The organism is Gracilimonas amylolytica, assembly GCF_002911695.1.
Lineage (GTDB): Bacteria > Bacteroidota > Rhodothermia > Balneolales > Balneolaceae > Gracilimonas > Gracilimonas amylolytica.
The window spans coordinates 82536-102023 of sequence record NZ_PQBS01000037.1 but is presented as its reverse complement, the minus strand read 5'-3'; the positions used below and the strand labels follow the sequence as shown (position 1 = coordinate 102023).

General features: G+C 42.8%; 20 protein-coding genes. 9 read left to right on the top strand and 11 right to left on the bottom strand.

Annotation, left to right across the window (positions count from 1 at the left end):
* Nucleotides 1-211: 211 nt before the first annotated feature.
* Genes C3B73_RS09895 through C3B73_RS09885 form a run of 3 tightly spaced genes read right to left on the bottom strand, consistent with a single transcriptional unit; the run spans nucleotide 212 to nucleotide 3791 of the window.
* Entirely contained in the window at nucleotides 212-2137 is a 1926-nt protein-coding gene (locus C3B73_RS09895) for a DEAD/DEAH box helicase (RefSeq protein ID WP_103665446.1), read from the bottom strand.
* A gap of 32 nt (nucleotides 2138-2169) precedes the next feature.
* Complete coding sequence (locus C3B73_RS09890) at nucleotides 2170-3063, bottom strand: GntR family transcriptional regulator (RefSeq protein WP_103665445.1); 894 nt, start codon at nucleotides 3061-3063, stop codon at nucleotides 2170-2172.
* Nucleotides 3063-3791, bottom strand: a complete 729-nt coding sequence (locus tag C3B73_RS09885) for a pyridoxine 5'-phosphate synthase (RefSeq protein ID WP_103665444.1) — start codon at nucleotides 3789-3791, stop codon at nucleotides 3063-3065. Before C3B73_RS09885 ends, C3B73_RS09890 begins: the two co-directional genes overlap by 1 nt.
* 72 nt (nucleotides 3792-3863) lie before the next feature.
* Between C3B73_RS09885 and C3B73_RS09880 the strand changes: the two genes are divergently transcribed.
* Nucleotides 3864-4445, top strand: coding sequence for an NlpC/P60 family protein (locus C3B73_RS09880; RefSeq protein ID WP_157939470.1), 582 nt, complete (start codon nucleotides 3864-3866; stop codon nucleotides 4443-4445).
* Here the strand turns inward: C3B73_RS09880 and C3B73_RS09875 are convergent.
* Entirely contained in the window at nucleotides 4432-5643 is a 1212-nt protein-coding gene (locus C3B73_RS09875; RefSeq protein WP_103665442.1) for a putative sugar nucleotidyl transferase, read from the bottom strand. The two genes, C3B73_RS09880 and C3B73_RS09875, sit on opposite strands and share 14 nt — an antisense overlap.
* A 92-nt stretch (nucleotides 5644-5735) precedes the next feature.
* Between C3B73_RS09875 and glmS the strand changes: the two genes are divergently transcribed.
* Nucleotides 5736-7568 carry a glutamine--fructose-6-phosphate transaminase (isomerizing) gene (gene glmS / locus C3B73_RS09870; RefSeq protein ID WP_103665441.1) on the top strand — a complete coding sequence of 611 codons (1833 nt, stop codon included), beginning with the start codon at nucleotides 5736-5738 and terminating at the stop codon, nucleotides 7566-7568.
* A gap of 403 nt (nucleotides 7569-7971) precedes the next feature.
* A complete protein-coding gene (locus C3B73_RS09865; RefSeq protein ID WP_103665440.1) occupies nucleotides 7972-8319 on the top strand; it encodes an Hpt domain-containing protein in 348 nt (115 codons plus the stop codon).
* Here C3B73_RS09865 and C3B73_RS09860 read toward each other — a convergent pair.
* A complete protein-coding gene (locus tag C3B73_RS09860; protein ID WP_103665439.1) occupies nucleotides 8311-8739 on the bottom strand; it encodes a GNAT family N-acetyltransferase in 429 nt (142 codons plus the stop codon). The genes C3B73_RS09865 and C3B73_RS09860 overlap by 9 nt on opposite strands.
* Nucleotides 8740-8805: 66 nt before the next feature.
* Here C3B73_RS09860 and C3B73_RS09855 point away from each other — a divergent pair, with 66 nt between their 5' ends.
* A complete protein-coding gene (locus C3B73_RS09855; protein WP_103665438.1) occupies nucleotides 8806-9135 on the top strand; it encodes a phage holin family protein in 330 nt (109 codons plus the stop codon).
* Between the two features lie 84 nt (nucleotides 9136-9219).
* Here the strand turns inward: C3B73_RS09855 and C3B73_RS09850 are convergent, their stop codons facing one another.
* A complete protein-coding gene (locus C3B73_RS09850; protein WP_103665437.1) occupies nucleotides 9220-10230 on the bottom strand; it encodes an isocitrate/isopropylmalate dehydrogenase family protein in 1011 nt (336 codons plus the stop codon).
* Nucleotides 10231-10408: 178 nt separating this feature from the next.
* Here C3B73_RS09850 and C3B73_RS09845 point away from each other — a divergent pair, with 178 nt between their 5' ends.
* The 3 genes from C3B73_RS09845 to C3B73_RS14250 are packed head-to-tail and all read left to right on the top strand — an operon-like array spanning nucleotide 10409 to nucleotide 12219.
* Complete coding sequence (locus tag C3B73_RS09845; protein WP_103665436.1) at nucleotides 10409-11839, top strand: DASH family cryptochrome; 1431 nt, start codon at nucleotides 10409-10411, stop codon at nucleotides 11837-11839.
* Nucleotides 11814-12074, top strand: a complete 261-nt coding sequence (locus C3B73_RS09840) for a DUF3253 domain-containing protein (RefSeq protein ID WP_103665435.1) — start codon at nucleotides 11814-11816, stop codon at nucleotides 12072-12074. The genes C3B73_RS09845 and C3B73_RS09840 overlap by 26 nt, the downstream gene beginning before the upstream one ends.
* Nucleotides 12067-12219, top strand: a complete 153-nt coding sequence (locus C3B73_RS14250; RefSeq protein WP_103665434.1) for a DUF2256 domain-containing protein — start codon at nucleotides 12067-12069, stop codon at nucleotides 12217-12219. Before C3B73_RS09840 ends, C3B73_RS14250 begins: the two co-directional genes overlap by 8 nt.
* Here the strand turns inward: C3B73_RS14250 and C3B73_RS09830 are convergent, their stop codons facing one another.
* The 3 genes from C3B73_RS09830 to C3B73_RS09820 form a co-directional block, all read right to left on the bottom strand.
* A complete protein-coding gene (locus C3B73_RS09830) occupies nucleotides 12220-12939 on the bottom strand; it encodes an SDR family NAD(P)-dependent oxidoreductase (RefSeq protein ID WP_103665433.1) in 720 nt (239 codons plus the stop codon).
* A gap of 50 nt (nucleotides 12940-12989) precedes the next feature.
* Entirely contained in the window at nucleotides 12990-13544 is a 555-nt protein-coding gene (locus C3B73_RS09825) for a DUF6580 family putative transport protein (RefSeq protein ID WP_103665432.1), read from the bottom strand.
* 91 nt (nucleotides 13545-13635) lie between these two features.
* The gene (locus C3B73_RS09820; protein ID WP_103665431.1) at nucleotides 13636-14241 is read right to left on the bottom strand and encodes a YceI family protein; all 606 of its coding nucleotides are present in this window, start codon (nucleotides 14239-14241) and stop codon (nucleotides 13636-13638) included.
* Nucleotides 14242-14498: 257 nt separating this feature from the next.
* On the opposite strand from C3B73_RS09820, the gene C3B73_RS09815 reads away from it, so the two are divergent.
* Complete coding sequence (locus C3B73_RS09815; RefSeq protein WP_103665430.1) at nucleotides 14499-15008, top strand: DUF4168 domain-containing protein; 510 nt, start codon at nucleotides 14499-14501, stop codon at nucleotides 15006-15008.
* Nucleotides 15009-15069: 61 nt separating this feature from the next.
* On the opposite strand, the gene C3B73_RS09810 is transcribed toward C3B73_RS09815, so the two are convergent.
* Nucleotides 15070-15681, bottom strand: coding sequence for a DNA-3-methyladenine glycosylase (locus tag C3B73_RS09810; RefSeq protein WP_103665429.1), 612 nt, complete (start codon nucleotides 15679-15681; stop codon nucleotides 15070-15072).
* Entirely contained in the window at nucleotides 15681-16589 is a 909-nt protein-coding gene (locus tag C3B73_RS09805) for a YihY/virulence factor BrkB family protein (protein WP_103665428.1), read from the bottom strand. The genes C3B73_RS09810 and C3B73_RS09805 overlap by 1 nt, the downstream gene beginning before the upstream one ends.
* A 151-nt stretch (nucleotides 16590-16740) precedes the next feature.
* Here C3B73_RS09805 and mutS point away from each other — a divergent pair, with 151 nt between their 5' ends.
* Nucleotides 16741-19410 carry a DNA mismatch repair protein MutS gene (mutS, locus tag C3B73_RS09800; protein WP_103665427.1) on the top strand — a complete coding sequence of 890 codons (2670 nt, stop codon included), beginning with the start codon at nucleotides 16741-16743 and terminating at the stop codon, nucleotides 19408-19410.
* Nucleotides 19411-19488: the final 78 nt, after the last annotated feature.

Below are 19488 nucleotides of genomic sequence, written 5' to 3'. Positions count from 1 at the left end.
CGCGACCCTAACCTTGGTCCCGAATTCTCGGGATGCTCTACCACTGAGCTATTCCCGCTTAATTCATTAAAATTCCCTTTCTGAAAGGGCAACAAATATAAGGGCTATTTCTGATACTATTCAACTCTTTTTTGAAATATCTTTCAATTTTTTAGAATTGATTTCAATTCAAGAATAGCGGCCCGAATCAGACATCTGAAACGGGTTTTGATCAGATGGATATCTTTTGAACCGACCCGAGTAATCTACCAAGAAATTTACTGCCGTACACTTTCTGAACATGTCCCATGTCTGCAATGATCACCAGCAATTCCTTGCTTCGAGAAAAAGCTACGTTCAATAATCTGGGTACCGACAGTCCGTTCTTTTTCTCATCAAAGGGGCGAACCGAATAATGCCTCATACCACCGTTTTGCCATTCACCACTCATCACGGTATCGAAAATGATCACCGGTTTTTCCCTGCCTTGAAAGGTGTGAATAGTTCCTACCTCTACCTCCCTGTATCCCTTTTCCCACAGGTGATTTCTCACCTTATACACACTATTTCTGAAGGGAACGATAATACCTATGTCATCGGAAGTATGATTTTTTGTCAGTCGTTTTACACTTTCCTCAATGAGTCTCATATGAACTTCATTAACCGGTTTAAACCCTTTTTCTCCGGATTCCTGTTCCAGAACAGGATTATATTTTGCCGAATCGATCAAAGCCACTGATGAAGACTCACCATTATCCAGATCACGACCATCCGCCGGTTTGCCTGACTTCAATCTCCCTTCATAAAACACAGAACTGATCACGCCCGCCAGATCATCCTTCATTCGATATTGCGTATCAAAAAAGCTTGTGAAGTTCGGATTAAAATCATGCCAGTTGAACAGATCCTCAGTAGATTCCGATTTTGACACATAGGTAAAAATATCCTGTTCCAGGAAATCTCTTGATTTAGGGTGATCTGTGATTGCAATGGGAGGTAACTGCATCGGGTCTCCGGCAACAACAAGATGTTGCTTACTTTTTCCAGCCATCAGCAACATGTAAGGGATACCTGCCATGGATCCTTCATCCACTACAACGGCGTCATAGCTGATGTTGTAGAATAGTTCTGAAGTGCACACTTTGGCCAGTGTGGTAGCTACCAGTTGCTTTTTCTTCAACTCATACCGTTCGTTCAAATTCAGAAGTCGGTCAATTTCGATCTCAACAGCTTCTTTCCCCCCATATTCATCCATTTTATTGGCAGCAAGCTGACATTCAAGGTCCATTTTTTCAGGTACTTCCTCCCCATTCCTCATCAGGTCATCCACCGTTTCCTGAAGTTTTTCATAATTACTCAACAAATTTGAAAGCTGTACCGCATCTGCTTTGCGCCCATCAAGTTTTGTTTTGACCTGATGTTCAAATAAGATGTCCTCCAGACGTTTATCATCCAAAGCGGCTTCCCCAAAACGTGTCGTATTCTGAAGATCGAATGCCGGATCGATCTCATACAACGCGTTGATAACACTGAGCAAACCCACATCAACAGCCCGATTGGTATTCGAGACAAAAAGTACCCTTTTATTCTGATTCAATAAATTGGCCACTATATACCCAAGAGTTGCTGTCTTACCGGTTCCCGGAGGTCCCCACACATACAGAATATTATTCTTCAATGATTTCTCGATCGCATCTTTCTGAGCCGCATTTCTCAGATCATCCACTTGGATCTGAACCGAATCCTGATAGACTTTAAAATGCTCATCAGGCTCAAGAAGAGCTTTTAATTGTGGAACCTCCTCAGCTTTGTCCTGAAGCTTGAATAAATGCTCTTCCATTTTTTTAAGAACGAAATCATTCTCCCATTCCAGGAATACTTCGTCGATCCTGCTTCCTACATTTTCAGGGAATTCCAGACGTACTTTCTTGTCTTTGAACTCCACAATGTGAACTTTGTATTCCTTTGAATCCACTTTTGCCCTTATTTCCTCGGCAAAACGTAGGCCACGGTTCTGTGACTCAAACGAGTAGATGTACTCCCCTGATATTTTCTCCAGTTCCCCGGTAAAGAGTACATCCGTGGATGGAGTCTCCCTGACTGCGACGATCTCTTTTTCAATGGCGTCAATGGCCTGCTGAATAACTTTCTTGATCAAGTAATACTTTATTTAAAAATTAATTTTAAAACTTATTGGTCCCACAATTCTGCACGGATCATTTCCGAGCTCTTTTCAGAAAGAAGGTAATCAAGCCTAAGCCGGCTTTTTTGAGGGATCTTCTGCTCAACCAGCCTGGCACTGTCTGAGGTATATAGGATCAGGTCCGACTCACGCACAAATAGCGGAAGTGATTTCCCATAGATCGTACCGGCCACAAACGAACCCTCAAAATGCACCGAACGCTTTAATTCCTCAATGATCTTAGGGATCGTTTCCTCAGCTCCTGTCACTAATCCGATAGTATCAATCGCTGCCCGGTCAACCATAGATAAAAGAATATCCGGATCGTAATCATACACGATCGGAATGACCAGTAAACTTTCCCGCAGGCTTCGGAAATGGCTCATCAGGTGAATAGGCACAAACAAGGCATCGTATTTGGCAGCCTTTTCATATTCATTTACACTGATCACTTCGCTTTTTACCCCAACCTGTTTTTTAATGGCATCAGATAACATTCTTCCCAACTCGTGATTTTCACCGACACTGGCTGATGTTTGGATACGATCGGGCCATTCCATGAATCCAAGCTGTTCCTGAAATAACAATTCTATCTCTGATTCATCTAATCCATATCCCACCAGTTCTTCTACCAATGCCTGAACCTTCTCTCCACCAACTTCAAGACGGGCGGATTTATCCAATAACGGGGTTTGGTTCTTTACGGTGAAACCCCGTCCCTGTTCGCCGAGAATCAATCCCTCATCCTCAAGTATATGATAGGCCTTACGAACCGTGTGAAAACTGGCTTCCAGCTGCTGACCCAATTCCCGGGTGGATGGCAACACCTCACCCACCTGAAACTGTTTGGTGGCGATCATCAGCCGAATACGGTCTGCGATATGTTTAGCTGACGTTTTCACTATGATCCGTAAAAATCCTCAATGATCTCAAGATAGGCTTTGACGGTTTTTTCCATGCCCCAGAACAAAGATTTACTGATCAAGGCATGCCCGATACTTACTTCATTGAGGTTTGGGATGGTTTCAAGTAGATCCGGCAAATTCTCTAAGTTCAGGCCATGTCCTGCATTGGCTTTCATGCCCAGTTCGTTGATCAATGCCGCCCCTTTTCGAAGCCGGGTTAATTCATGCTGTTTTTTGCCATCGGGTGCATTCGCAAAAGTTCCGGTGTGTAATTCAATGGCATCCACACCCAACTTATGGGCCAGCCGAATATCCTCAGGGTTTGGATCCAGAAACAAACTTATCTCTATACCGGAATCCTTCAAACGGGGAATGACACGAGAATTAAAATCATCAAAAACAGACTCCATTTTGAGTCCGCCTTCCGTTGTCAACTCTTCACGACCTTCAGGAACGAGCGTGCACAAATGAGGCTGAACCTCAATACATATGTCCAGCATCTCGTCTGTTGCAGCCATCTCAAAATCGAGCTTTCCTCGTACATGATCTTTCAACCGAAACACATCCGCATCCCGAATGTGGCGGCGATCTCCCCTTAGATGAAAAACAATACCTGCAGCCCCGGCTTCTTCACACACTTTGGCTGCTTCAATTGGGTCCGGATATCCCTCACCCCGGGCATTCCTTAATGTCGCGACGTGATCGATATTGACGAGTAAATTCATTTATATATCCGTCTTTATTATAATTTGAATTACATCATCAAAAGTAAGCATATCCGTTTATATTTACAGGTAATGAAACAAGACGGTTTTAAGATCATATCAATTGCGACTCTCTGTTCTATGTTGACCATTTTGGCGGCATGTGGTACGGTAAAACGCGGTTCGTACCAAACGGTTCAACCTAAGGAATCGGTATCGGAGAAAGCCGATTCTGCTGATCTCAAGCCGATGATGAGTGTAAGCAATGCATCTTCAGACATCATGCGCGAGAGGCAGGAAATTCTGCAGCTGGCTTATAGCGACTGGAAAGGCATTCCCTATATTTTAGGAGGAACCGGGTACAATGGCATCGATTGTTCTGCCTTTATGCAGGTGGTTTACGAAGATTATTTTTCTGTGATGCTGCCAAGAACGACCCTGGAACAACTCGAATTTGGTGAACCGGTTGCAAAGCGACGTGTAACACCTGGAGATATGGTGTTTTTCAAAACCGGAAGGCGAACCTATCACGTTGGGATCATGATCAATGCGACAGATTTTTTGCATGCCTCAACCTCAGAAGGAGTTACGATCTCGAAGCTCACGCACCCATATTGGGAATCGGCCTTTCTTGCTTATCGCAGAGTTTTAAAACTTAGTACTAACGATTCTTAAATATCCTGTACATCATTTTCTCATAATCCGGCGACAAAGCTACATCCCGTCTTTTCATCATAGCCTTCATGGCGTCAACAGCTTTGTCAAATTGATACTCACCGAACTCAGCAGAACCAACCCAAGAAAAAGAGGGAATGTATTTAGGTGGAAAACCACCCATGAAAATATTGGAACTCACCCCGCAAATGGTTCCGGTATTTAACATAGAATTGATGGCTGTTTTGGAATGATCTCCCATCACGGTTCCCAGAAATTGCTGTTCTGTTTCCATTTCCTCACGCTTTTCCCAATCCGTCAACCTTACGGTACTGTAGTTATTTTTAAGATTGGAAGTATTGGTATCTGCACCCAAGTTTACCCATTGACCGAATATTGAATTCCCGGAAAATCCATCATGTGCTTTATTTGAGTATGAATGAAAAATACAGTTCGATACCTCTCCACCAACTTTACAAACCGGACCAATGGTCGTCCCTCCCGATATTCTGCCACCCATTTTTATAGTAGCCCCTTTACCCACTACAACCGGTCCTTTGATGATGCTTCCCGCTTCTATGGTAGCGTCATTCATGATAACCACAGGACCATCTTTAGCGATAATAATGGCCCCGGGTTCTAAACTCACATTTTCTCCAATGTATGTATTATCAGCATCATAGATTCCCGGATGCTGATATTTTTCTGTTTCCTCAACTGAATGTAGCCCGGTTAATGGTATGTCCTTTGAAATTTCGAAGCTATTAAGAGTCAGCATATCCCACACATTCTCCAGGTGAATAACGTCATTCAGGTCTGTTACTTTAAGCCCCTGACTATTAAACTCATTTTCCTTAAACATCTTAAGAGAAAGCTCCCCTGATATTAAAGCAACAGCAGCACCCCCTTTAAAAACCAATACTTCATTTTGTTCAAGATTGGCTATTTCACTTAGAAGATCCTTCGATGGCAAAAAACGTGAATTGATCCACAGAACGGGCTTATCAGACTCGATCTCATTCCGGCGAAATACTCCGGAGAGATCTTGTCTTAGAACTCTTGCGTATCGATTCAGGCCCAGTGAATGCAACCATTTTTGCCGTATCGTAAAAACACCTACCCGGAGGTCATCAACAGGACGCGTTAAAGTCAGTGGATGGAATCTTGTAGTGAGATCATCCTCAAAAAAACAGACCTGAACATCTAAATGGTTAGCCATATTTTCAAAAAATCGTAATCGTTATTCAATATTATTGCCCTTATATTTACGCATTATCGCAAACAAATAAAATTATTTAAGAAGTATATCATATGTGCGGAATAGTCGGGTACGTTGGTGAGAAACAAGCCAGCAAAGTTATTATTGATGGTCTCAAGAGACTTGAATACAGAGGATACGATTCAGCCGGTGTAGCTATTTTGAATGGCGCGCTGAACATCACCAAGGGTAAAGGTAAAGTTTCCAATCTGGAGAAATTAGTCGGGAAAGATGAAAAAGGAACTTTAGGCATCGGACATACCCGATGGGCTACCCACGGCGAGCCAAACGATATCAATTCTCATCCGCATACGGTTGAGAGTGGTAAGCTGGCTCTTGTTCACAACGGAATTATTGAAAATTACAGTACGCTTAAGAAGAAATTAAAGGAAGAGGGTTTTTCTTTTTACTCTGAAACAGATACTGAAGTTCTTGCCAAACTGATCGAAAGCTTTCTTAAAAAAGATGCTTCCTCCCTGAAAAAAGCCATTCAATTAGCTCTGCATCAGGTTCATGGAACCTATGGTATTGCCGTGGTGCATTCCGATTTCCCTGACCAGATCATTGTGGCTAGAAAGGGCTCTCCCCTTTTACTTGGTGTGGGTGATGGCGAAATGCTCATTGCATCGGACGCCTCTGCAGTTGCCGCCTATACGGATAAGGTGGTTTACCTTGACGATGGTGAATTAGCTATAATCACAAAAGATAACTTTACGGTAGAAACGGCCGATAATATTGAGCTCAGCAAAGAGATCCATGAGTTGTCTCTCAGTCTTGAAGAAATTGAAAAAGGCGGATACGACCACTTTATGCTTAAAGAGATCTTTGAGCAGCCTCGTGCTTTGGCTGATTGCCTTCGTGGACGTATAGATACAGATAAAGGAACTGTCACCTTAGGGGGTATAGAAGAGATCATGGACAAGCTTGTCAATGCTAACCGTTTGATCATTGCTGCCTGTGGAACCAGCTGGCACTCCGGTCTGGTGGGCGAATACCTGTTCGAATACCTTGCCAAAGTACCGGTTGAAGTTGAGTACGCTTCTGAATTCAGATATAAGGAGCCCTTGGTTGGACCCGGCGATGTTATGATCGTAATTTCACAAAGCGGGGAAACCGCAGATACCCTGGCTGCCCTGAGGGAAGCTAAAGAAAGAGGTGCCACCGTTATTGGAGTTGTCAACGTAGTCGGCTCAACCATAGCGAGGGAAACGGAAGCCGGCGTTTACATTCATGCCGGACCTGAAATTGGCGTTGCCTCAACCAAGGCTTTTACCGGTCAGGTAACCGTTTTAACCATGATGGCGATCAAGCTTGGTTTGGCAAAAGGAACCCTGAAAAAAGCTGAGGCTAAAAAGCTGATCAGTGAACTTGCTAAGATCCCGGCTAAGGTTCAGGAGATCCTCGATAACACCGATGAGATCAAAAATATTTCTAACCTGTTTTCCTATGCACCAAATTTCCTTTATCTGGGAAGATCTTACAGCTTCCCGGTTGCTCTGGAAGGCGCCCTTAAACTCAAGGAGATCTCCTATATCCACGCGGAAGGGTATCCGGCAGCAGAAATGAAACACGGCCCAATTGCCCTGATCGATGAAATGATGCCGGTGGTCGTAATTGCTGCAACACAGCATACCAACGACAAAATGATCAGCAACATTGAAGAAGTTAAAGCCCGCAAAGGCCGCATTATTGCTATCACCACACCCGATAATGATGAGGTGGTTGATCTTGCGGAATTTAAAACCGTGGTGCCGGAAACAATGGATGTTCTGACTCCACTCCTGACGGTCATTCCGCTTCAGCTCTTATCCTACTATGTAGCTGTGAACCGGGGCGCCAATGTGGATCAACCCAGAAACCTGGCCAAAAGCGTGACTGTGGAATAATTCACACATTAATTGTGAATAATTTTAGGTCTTTGAGTTACCTCATAACTGATTTCCCTGTTTTGAAATGAAATTAAGGGGAATCAGTTAAAATTTTTTCAAATTTTGAATGTGGATAACTTGATTTTAATGTGGATAATTCGTTCTATCCAACTCATCACAGCATCGTTACACCCACATACAATGAAAAACTGGAAGGCAATACTCTTTAAAGTGGTGGTTTTAGTGCTGGTAAGTATCGTAATATTTACCGGGTGACCACCTGTTGGTTTTGATTAACAATCTTACCTAATCATAGACCGTGGGATTGTTACATCCATTTTTCAGATTCCTTTAGCTCCGTCCTTTTATTCTATTTATCTTCTCTCTCTTTAAAAACCTCTTAAATAATATCTGATCCGAAATGGGGAAAATTGATCTAAGTTACCTTGAAAACATGAGCGGTGGAGATAATGCGATGATCGTGGAGATGATCGAATTATTTCTGCAGGAAACTCCTCTACATCTTGACAATCTGAAAGAGGCTGACCAAAACTCACAATGGAATAAAGTGGCTTCTGAAGCTCATAAGATCAAACCCATTATGCTTTATGTGGGACTGTCTGAACTTAACCTTGTTTGCAAGAAGATCGAGGATAACGCCAAGGGAGATCAGGATCCGGAGTTAAGCAATGAACTTATAAAACAACTTGAGGCCGGGTATAAGGACGTTTCCGGAGACTTAGAGACAAAGATCGAGGAACTACGGTAGTACCATTTGAATATGATCTATCCCGTCAACCGGATAGATCTCACCTTCCTCTTGAAACCCAAGGTTATTGTAATATTGTAAAAGTGCAGATTGTGCTTCAATTCTAACGCTCCCCCCTTCACACAACTCGATCCCTTTTCTGATAAGTTTTTCACCAAGTCCGGTTCCCCGATATTTTGGGGCTACAACGATCCTTCCTAAACTGGCTTCATTATATTTTAATCCGGGTTTAAAGATCCTTAAATAGGCAGCAAGAATATCCTGATCGTAGATCAGTAAATGTTCAGCTTTTTCATCATATCCATCGATATCTTCATAAAAGCATTCCTGTTCAATTATAAAAACCTGTTGCCTTAACCTGAATAGATCTTCAAGTTCATGGTTCAAGAGGTCCTTATAGGATTTAATTACGGTGTTCATATATCTTGAAACTATTTTAGGTATCTGTTCGTAAAGAAAAGCGATTTTTAACTAATAGGAAATATTATGATCTGGGCTTGGATTTTAAATAGCATCTCTGTTTATGCAACGGCTTCCCTGCTGGAAGGAGTCGAAATTAAAAATTTCTGGAGTGCCGTGTTTGTTGCTGCACTGCTTGCCATTGTCAATGTATTTATTAAACCTATTTTGATCATACTAAGCCTGCCCATAACCATTTTGACGTTTGGTCTTTTCGTATGGGTGATCAACGCTTTACTCATTATGGTGGTCGATAAAATGGTATCAGGATTTAAAGTGCGCAGCTTCAGCTGGTCACTGATATTTGGCTTAGTGATGTCAGTCATCAGCTGGGTTTTGTTTAAGATCTTTGGCTAAGAAGTTAAATTTCATATATACCTCAAACAAAAAAGGCTACCTGAATTGGTAGCCTTTCTTTGTTTAAAAATATATGGACCGGTGTTAAATATTATCACACACAGCCTGAGTAAAGGTTGAAGTGGTTCCTTCTCCTCCAATATCCGGAGTACAGTACACTTTTTTCTCAACCAATGTTTTATAAATTGCCTTTCTGATATTTTCTGCAACTGCTTTTTGATCAATATGCTCAAGCATCATCAGTGAGGAGAACAACAGGGCCAGTGGGTTTGCCAAATTCTTGCCTACAATATCCGGAGCCGAACCATGCACGGCTTCAAACATAGCAGCGTCGTCTCCAATATTTGCTGCGCCGGTCACTCCAAGTCCACCTACTAATCCGGAAGCCAGGTCAGACAAGATATCACCAAATAGGTTTGTGGTTACCACCACATCAAACTGTCGGGGACGCATCACCATTTGCATGGCCATATTGTCAACAATGAGATCTTCAAATTCGATCTCAGGATATTCTTTCGCAACTTTGCGCCCAACTTCAAGAAATAAACCGGTTGTTAGCTTAAGGATGTTTGCCTTATGAACAAGCGTTACTTTTTTACGTTCGTGCTGTTTAGCATATTCAAAAGCAGCTGTAATAATTTTACGGCTGGCTTCTTCTGTCACCACAGCTATGGCTTCAGAGTGTTTCTTGTTCTCACCCTCTTCTATCCACTGCTCTTTTCCAATGTACAAACCCTGTGTATTTTCACGGAACAGTACCAGGTCGACATCTCTGAATGGAGACTCGATACTTGGTAAGGTATGTGCCGGACGAATATTACTATACAAATTAAATTTTTGACGTAAGGCCACGTTCACAGACCTGAATCCAGCACCAACCGGTGTTGTAAGGGGACCCTTTAAAGCAATTCTGTGCTCCTCGATCGCTTCAATCGTTTCATCAGGTAGTGGTGTTCCCAGTTCCTCATGAGCAGTCAGGCCAGCTTTGGCTCTCACCCAATTAACATCAGCGCCTGCCTTTTCAAGGATGGTAGTTACCGAATTCGTGATCTCTGGTCCGATTCCATCTCCGGGAATCAATACAACGTTTTTCATTTAGTTCTTTTTTTCTTCAAAATTTCGGCTTCAAATATATTGATAATAATATCCAAATGTGATGCCTTTAACCGTCTTAAGGCTTTCTTTATAAACTTTTTAAGATGCATCTTGTCAAAACGCTAATAGTGGATCAGGAATGATATTTTTTCGAAATCAATTATCCTGAGAAAAGCCCATGAAACGTTCTATCATCTGGTTTAGAAATGATCTTCGGGTTCATGATAATGAGGCCCTGGTCAAAGCAGCTCAAGCTAACGAAATACTCCCCGTATTTTGTTTTGATCCCCGTTCATTTGGAACCACAGGCTTTGGCTTTCCCAAGACCGGTTCACACCGTGCACAATTCTTGTATGAATCGGTACTTAACCTTAAGAAAAACCTGCAAACACTGGGGGCTGATCTTCTCATCAAGAAGGGTAAACCGGAAGAGGTTATTCCTGAGTTGGTCAATGAATACACCATCGATCTGGTCTTCACATCAAAGGAGATCACCCGTGAAGAAACAGAGGTTGAGCAGGCACTTAAGGCAAAATTAGAAAACAAACTATCATTTGTATGGCAAAGTACCCTCTTTCATATCAATGACCTTCCTTTCACAAAAGAGCTGATCCCGGATGTTTTTACTAAATACCGTAAGAAGGTAGAAAAAGACTCAGAGGTCAGGAAAATGTTTAGTCCCCCGGATGGGTTGGATCTTGTTTCTATTGAAGGATCATTCGATATACCGGAAACCGACTCCCTCTTCCCTATTGCAGGGAAAAAGCAAAATGACAAACATGCGGTATTGAATTTTTCAGGAGGTGAAGAGATGGCTTTGAAGCGCCTGAATGAATACATATGGCAGGGTGATCATCTCAAGCATTATAAACAAACACGAAACGAACTTCTTGGAGCCGATTTCTCCTCAAAGTTCTCCCCCTGGCTGGCCAACGGTTCTCTATCACCCCGAAAAGTATATTACGAGGTGAAGAAATACGAGAATGAACGAACACAAAGTTCTTCAACCTACTGGCTGATCTTTGAACTGATGTGGAGGGATTATTTCCGGTTTTCGGCCTGGAAGTATGGAGATAAGATCTTCCGTTCATCAGGTATTCAGGGTAAAAACAGAAACTGGCACACAAACAGAGATAAATTTACCCGGTGGGCTGAAGGTAACACAGGAATTCCTTTTATTGAAGCTAACATGAGGGAATTGAAAGCAACCGGGTATATGAGTAATCGGGGCCGGCAAAACGTGGCTAGCTTTCTGGCTCAGAATCTTAATTTAGACTGGAGAATGGGAGCTGAATATTTTGAATCGCAACTGGTAGATTATGATCCATGTAGTAACTATGGTAACTGGGCGTATAACGCCACTGTTGGACATGACCCAAGAAATCGGTATTTCAATATAGTGTATCAGTCCAAAACCTATGACAGTAACGGGACATACATTCGAACCTGGATCCCGGAGCTTAATGAGGTGCCAAATGAGTTTATTCATGAACCCCATAAAATGTTTCCCGAACAACAAGCGTTGTATAACGTAGAAATTGGCAACACCTACCCTGAGCCTATGATCAACCTGGAAGAAAGTTATGAAGAAATCAAAGCAAGAAATTAAAAACCGGATATTGACCTTTACAAAGAAAAGAGGGCCCAAAAAATCGGTGTGCCCTTCTGAGGTTACCAGAGATCTGTTTTCTGACGTTTGGAGAAACCACCTTGATGAGGTCAAAGACGTTGCTGCCGGCATGCAACAAAGTAAGCTTATCCGTATCACCCAAAATGGCAAGGATATATCCATTGATAAAGCGAGAGGTCCCATCCGGCTGTCAATTTACACATCGGATGAGTAACAGGCAGACACAGACCTACCGTAAACCTAATCTGCCGGAAAAAACTTGTCCGGTTTGTAACCGGCCGTTCACCTGGAGAAAGAAATGGAAAAAAGACTGGGATCAGGTAACATACTGTAGTGAGCGGTGCCGCAGAAATAAGTAATCAGATACGGTTCCAAATGAATTCAGGCACACATTTAGCCACCCAGGCAAGAAGCCTCCACCGTTTTGTAACATAAAAGATGTTCTTTTTTTTCTCTATACCTCTGATCATCTGTGCCGCAGCTTTTCCAACATCTGATACCCAAAACATACCTTTTGCCCGCTCTGTCATTTCGGTTAGGATGTAGCCTGCCCTGATCTCAGTAAGTGTAATATCAGCTTCCACTCGTTTAGCCTTTTGTCTGAATCCGATCATGTAATTAGACAAAAAATGCTTTGAGGCGGTATAAGCTGCTGCCCTGTGATGTGCAAGCAAAGCAGCCATTGAGGACATACCAACGACCTGCCCTCCACCGTGTTTCTTGAAATAATCGAAGGCAAAGTGACAACCATGCGCAAAGGCAAGTGCGTTAACCTCTATGAGTTTGGATTCCGCCCGCCAAGGGGGCATCATCTGAATTCGGCCCATACCGGCATTGAGGATCATCATATCTAACCCACCCATTTCATCGATCAACTCGGTGTACATTTTTTCAGCAAGCTCATGATCCGTCACATCAAGTGTACGAAAGTATGCCCGCTCACCGATCTCTTCTTTTAGCTCCTCAAGGCGTTCAGTTCGCCTGCCCAGTAAACCTACCTTATTTCCCTTTGATGCATACTGAAGAGCCAACTCCTTTCCAATACCTGAGGTGGCACCTGTGATTATGATCTTTTTCATAGCTCACTCAAATAAAAATGGGCTTCAATCAGAAGCCCATTTCGTTTCAATTACTTAGCGATCTGTAAAGCTGGTATCTTGAATTTTGCATACTCGAAAGCACCGAACATGACACCGGCGTAGATCAGGTCTCCAGCAACGGTGTAGTGAAAGAATGGAATTCCTGCTGCATAACTCATCATCAAACCTTCAATGGTCTGCGGATACATAGGATTTCCCAACCATGAACCAAAGTTTGTAACAAGGAAAAAGATCATGGATGCAGCCAGGCTTCCTCCGATGATAGTTTTCATATTCACCTTTTTCAGAATGAATATTCCGGCGATAACGATCAGAGCTATGGAACCGTACATCCAATAAAATCCTGGGGTAAACAATGTGAAACCGCCGTAAAAACTTGAATAAAGTATGTTATTCACCAGTAGATCACTGATAAAGAATGCGAACAGTGGCAGTAAGAATGCGAGCTTCCTGTTCGTGAAGTATGCCGCTCCAAAAATTGCCATTGCTCCCATTGGGGCAAAGTTATAAGGGTGAGGAAACACACGTGAGAGTGCTGCAATTAAGATAAATCCGGATAAAACTAATAAGCGTTTCTTATTCATTGATCTGATTAGGCTTTATGTGAATCCCTAAAATAAAAAAAGCATCGCCTCAAATGAAACGATGCTTTGGTAAAATTCCGAAATAACTGAATTATTTGTCGGCATTCAGTTCTAAATTCAGGTCAACGGTCACTTCATCACCTATCACAGCGTCTGAAGCCCAGTCTCCGGTTCCAACCGTATAGTCTGTTCTGTCGATCATCATGGAGGATTTGATACCGGCAACCAAGGTTCCTTCTTTCATTGGGTTATCCATTACACCCAATAGAGTAAATGGCAATGCCACATCCTTGGTTACATCTTTGATCGTCAGTTTACCATTTGCTACAAACTCATTTTCACCGGTTTTTTCTATGTTATCACTCTTAAATGTGATGTGTGGCCATTTTTCAGCATTGAAGAAGTCTGCTGTCTTAAGGTGACCATCTCTTCTTTCATTTTCAGTATCGATGCTGTTTACCATGATCTTAACATCGATCATACTTTCATCCAGGTTTTCTGGATCAAAATTCACGGTAGCTTCGTAATCATGGAATTGACCGTTTACAGGAGTAAAAAAGTGGGTCACTTCAAAATTAATAGCACTGTGTGCTTTGTCGATCGTCCAGCTGGTGGCAGCGATCTTCACCATTGCAAGTGATGAAACTGCAAAAATTGTAATGGCAAGATAGGTTGTTAATTTATTGAGTGTCTTCATTTGTTTGTTTTGTTAGATTTTTTCTGTTTAGATGTACGTATAACATTTTTACCATGGCTACCATTTCATTCAATGTTAAATTAATTTTCCCGGTATGACTCCCTACAGATGCACTTATCGGAACAGATCTTACCTTAAATGTTTCATCATGTAAAATTACGGCGCTAAGAGAACATTTTACCCGCTAAATAGTTTGCATTAGTACAGAAAAGCACGTTAGTTCACTCTATCGAATCAATTATTAATTAAATAACGAAATGAAGAATTTTTTTAAACTTACAACCACATTAATTTTTGGGGCACTGTTTATCTCTGCAACGGCTTTTGCTCAGCAACAAATGGCTCCCCCACAGCCTGAACCTCTGAGCCCGGAGGAAGTCACTGACGAACATCTTACCATGTTATCTGATATCATGAAGGTTGGTGAAGGCATTCAAAAAGATGCTGAAACCAAGATGAGGGATGCCGTTGAAGAAACGAGTATGGAGTTTTCTCGATTTGAAGAGATCATGATGTCTCAGCAAAATCCTCAAATGGCCGGTCAGCTTGAGTTGACTGAAGATGAGCAGCAAACCATTCAGGAAATTCAGCCGCAACTGATGCAGATCAACCAGCAAGCACAGCAGCAATATATGCAGGCTATTCAGGAAGCCGGTATGGATCTTCAGACATTCCAGCAAGTGGCACAAGCTTTACAAGCACACCCTGAGGTTCAGCAACGTTTTGAGGCCATCAATGGCGAAAACGAAGAAGACCCTGAGAACTGATCTTTAAGGTTTTTTCTTAAACGACTTTAATTTTAGCCCGATGTAAACCATCGGGCTTTTTTTATGTCTGTATTTTTTTACTGACCCATTTCGAGTCATTCAGCAGAAACCTCCAGGGTAAATTTGCATCCGCCCCTGCATAATCTACACCGATCCGTTTATCTGAAAGAACCTTACCATCCCCAATTTCAATATCTCTGTCTTCGATCCATACCTTTTCACTTTGAAGACTAATTTTATCATGATCCGTTTTAATACCCAGTGCCTGTGACAATTTTCCCGGACCGTTACTTATGGAAGGCTCAAGCATTTTCCGGTTTCTTCTGCTTAGCATTTCTTCTACTCCGTTGTCCGGTTCAACCGCTCGAATTAAGACTGCATCAGCTAATCCCTCTCGGTTCGTGACCACATTGAACAAATGATGAATACCATAACATAAATACACATAGGCCCTGCCCGGCGGACCATACATGGTTTCAGTTCGCTTGGTTCTAACATCAGGATAGGCGTGACTGGCCTTATCTGTTCGGCCCTGGTATGCTTCAGTCTCAACGATCATTCCACTCGTGAGTTTACCGTTGATGTTAGTACAGAGAAATTTACCGATCAGTTCACGGCTGACCTGAACCACATCATCACGGTCATAAAATGCTGACGGTAGTATTTCTGGCATCAGGATATGGCGGTATAGGGGTTTTCTTCAATAGATGGCTTATTGAGCATATATACATCCTTGTACGCGCGACCTATGATAGCACTGATCACGAAAAGCAGCGCCGTGTAAAACGTCCAAACCGATAATATGATCAGCACGGCATATCCCTGATAAAAATACCTGTACGTTTCAAATGCATACTCGAGGTACATACTTACACCATATTTGGCTATTTCAAACAACAGGGTATAAACCAAAGCAGCAAAAAGAGCCACTTTTGGTTTGATCCTTCTTTCACTCACAAACCTGAATATCACATACATCAACAAGAAAGCCAGAACAATGGGCAGTAACAGATTCAGAAAATCATAGATCCAGGGTAATTCGATCGTTATCTCTGTGAATGGTACATTGATCCTGCTCAGGTTAAACAGTGAGATGGTTGAGACTGCCAGGCTGAAAACCAGAAACAGGACCCCGATCAAACTAAAGCCAAAGAAATTATAGATAACATCCATCACCGGGTGCTTTCTCTCTTTGATATCGAAGGTATCAAACAATACATGTTTAAGGCTGTGCAACAATCCCTGAGTAAAGAACAGGAGTACCACAATACCCACGATCCCGAAGATCTGACGGGCCCCCACCAGCGGCTCGATCAAAGTTTCAATAGTGATGGCTCCCCGAAATACATCTTCACTCTGTGTTTCGTAGGTAAAACTTGGGAAGAATTCCCTTCCATACCTAACGATCTCATTGAACGCCTCCTCGGCAGATAGATAATACCCAATAATTGAGATCAGGATCAGAACAAACGGTACCGCACAAATAAACAGATTAAATGTGATAGCCGAGGCATTAAAGAAAATATCTTTTTTTGCAGCCAGCTTTAATACCCGCTTTCCAAAGTCTTTATATTTTTGCAAAACCTTCCACCAATTGGTTAACGGTTAAAATTCGCAGGATAGCCAATCAATTACAAGCTACATTTAATCCTTAGTTTTTCAACCAATTCATTGGTAAGTTCCACCCTTAATAATCAGCAATCTATCAGCTAAAAAGACCTATTTCGAGTGCATGAGTGCTAAGAAAAAGCAAACTCCGCTTATGCGGCAATATTTTCAGATCAAGGACGAACATCCGGGAACCATACTGCTTTTCCGGGTGGGCGACTTCTATGAAACCTTTGCCGACGATGCTCAACTGATCAGCAAGGAGCTTGGCATCACTCTGACCAAACGAAACAACGGTGGCGACCAAACCCCACTTGCCGGGTTTCCGTATCATGCACTTGATAATTACCTCCCTAAACTGGTTAAAAAAGGCTATAAAGTTGCTGTTTGTGAGCAGACCGAAGATCCTGAACAGGCTAAAAAAGCCGGCCGAAAGATCGTGACTCGCGAAGTTACAGAGATAACCACACCGGGGGTTACCCTTTCTGAAAAGCTTCTGGATCACAAGCGAAATAACTACATTGCTTCCCTTCATTGGGATGGTTCAACCATCGGTGTTTCCTTTTCTGATATCTCTACGGGGGAGTTTGCCCTGAGCCATATCAAAGAAGAACATCTTGAGAATTTCCTGGCTGCCATTCAACCTTCTGAGATCCTGATCCGTCAAAAGAAAAAGAATAAGCTTGATGATGCCCTGAACCATCATAACATCACTTACATAGAAGATTGGGTGTATGATGGAGATTACGGATATGACCTGTTAACCAAACATTTTGAAACCCACTCTCTGAAAGGATTTGGGGTTGAAGAGCTTGAGATCGCACACGTTGCGGCCGGAGCCCTCATGCATTACATGCAGGAAACCCAAAAGGCTTATTTGCGTCACCTGCGCCGGCTTTATGCGTACGAGAGCAGTGAATTTATGAGCCTGGATGCAGCTACCAAAAGAAATTTAGAGCTGACTGCCAGTATTCAGGAAGGTGGAACTGAAGGAACACTCATCTCCATACTTGATGACACCTGTACAGCTATGGGTGGGCGGCTTCTCAGGCGATGGATCATGCGTCCCCTCAAACGGCTCAAGCCTATTCAACAACGTTTGGATGCGGTTGAAACCTTGTATGAGAATAGCGAGATCAGAAATACTCTGAGAGAAGAACTGGAGCAGATCGGTGATATGGAGCGGCTTATCTCACGGATCTGCGTGGGCCGTACCAATGCCCGCGATGTCGTTCAGCTGAAATTATCCCTGGCTCAGATCCCACGACTAAAAAGTCAGATCGCATCCATTGATGATCCGCTGCTTCAGGACATATCAGGGCGATTGAAATTACTGATCGAGGTTCAGGAAAGGATCAACACGGCTCTTAAGGATGATCCCCCCGCCAGTGTGCGCGATGGAGGCATGATCGAGGAAGGATTCAATGATGAACTGGATGAATTGCGGGATATTGCCAAAAATGGTAAGAAGTACATTGCCCAGATCAAGGATGAACTTGCCAAAGAACATAATATCTCATCCCTAAAGATCGGTTATAACAAAGTGTTCGGATACTACATTGAAGTGACCAATACCCACAAAGATAAGGTCCCCGATACCTTTATTCGCAAGCAAACCCTTGTAAATTCTGAGCGATATATCACCCCTGAGTTGAAAGAGGTTGAAGAAAAAGTACTTTCAGCAGAAGAGCGCAGTAAAACGCTGGAATACGAGCTTTTTGAAGAGATCCGGCTTTATGTTGCTGATTTTGCCGATGATATTCAGCAGGTCTCTCAAGCCGTGGCGGAACTGGATTGCCTGCAGGGATTTGCAGAGGTAGCTTTCAGAAACAATTATGCCAAACCGGAAGTTGGTGATCACGAAGAGATCGACATTAAAAAAGGCCGACACCCTGTGGTTGAGAAATCACTGCCTATGGGTGAACCGTTCATCCCGAATGATATCAAACTTGATACGGATAATGAGCAGATCCTCATCATCACCGGGCCGAATATGGCCGGTAAAAGTATCATCCTGCGGCAAACCGGACTGATCGTACTGCTTGCTCAGGTTGGAAGTTTTGTTCCTGCAAAATCTGCCAACATCGGCCTGGTCGATAAGATCTTTACCCGTGTGGGCGCCTCCGATAACCTGGCAGCCGGCGAAAGTACCTTTCTGGTTGAAATGAATGAGGCAGCCAACATTCTGAATAACGCCACCCCGAGATCCCTGATCCTGTTGGACGAGGTAGGTCGCGGAACTTCAACCTTTGATGGCCTGAGTATTGCATGGTCACTGGCAGAGTATTTACATAATCATGCTCCGGTTGCGGCAAAAACCTTGTTTGCCACCCATTATCACGAACTGAATGAACTCGAACAAATGTATGAACGGATCCGGAATTACAATGTTCAGGTAAAGGAGCACAACGGGAAAGTGGTATTCCTGCGAAAACTCATTCAGGGTGGAGCCGATCACAGCTATGGTATTCAGGTAGCCGATATGGCGGGACTCCCACAAGTGGTCATTGAACGGGCCAAGGAGATCCTGAAAAACCTGGAAAGTCATAGTCTTGATATCACCAATAAAAACGGTGCCATAGAAAATGAAGCATCCTCTAAGAAAGAAGCATCCAAAAATTTATCTGAGAAAGTTGAAAAACAACCTGAAACTTCTCAGATGTCGATGTTTCAGACCCATGTTGATCCCAGAATTGAAACTGTATTGAATAAACTGGAAGCCACCGACCCCAACCGTATGACTCCAATTGAAGCTTTAATGATGATCACGGAATTGAAAAAACTAGTGGATTAGATGGTGTTGTGGTGTTACAGTGTTGCGGATCTTAAAGGGATCCGCAACACTGTAACACCCAATATTTAATTTAGAAAA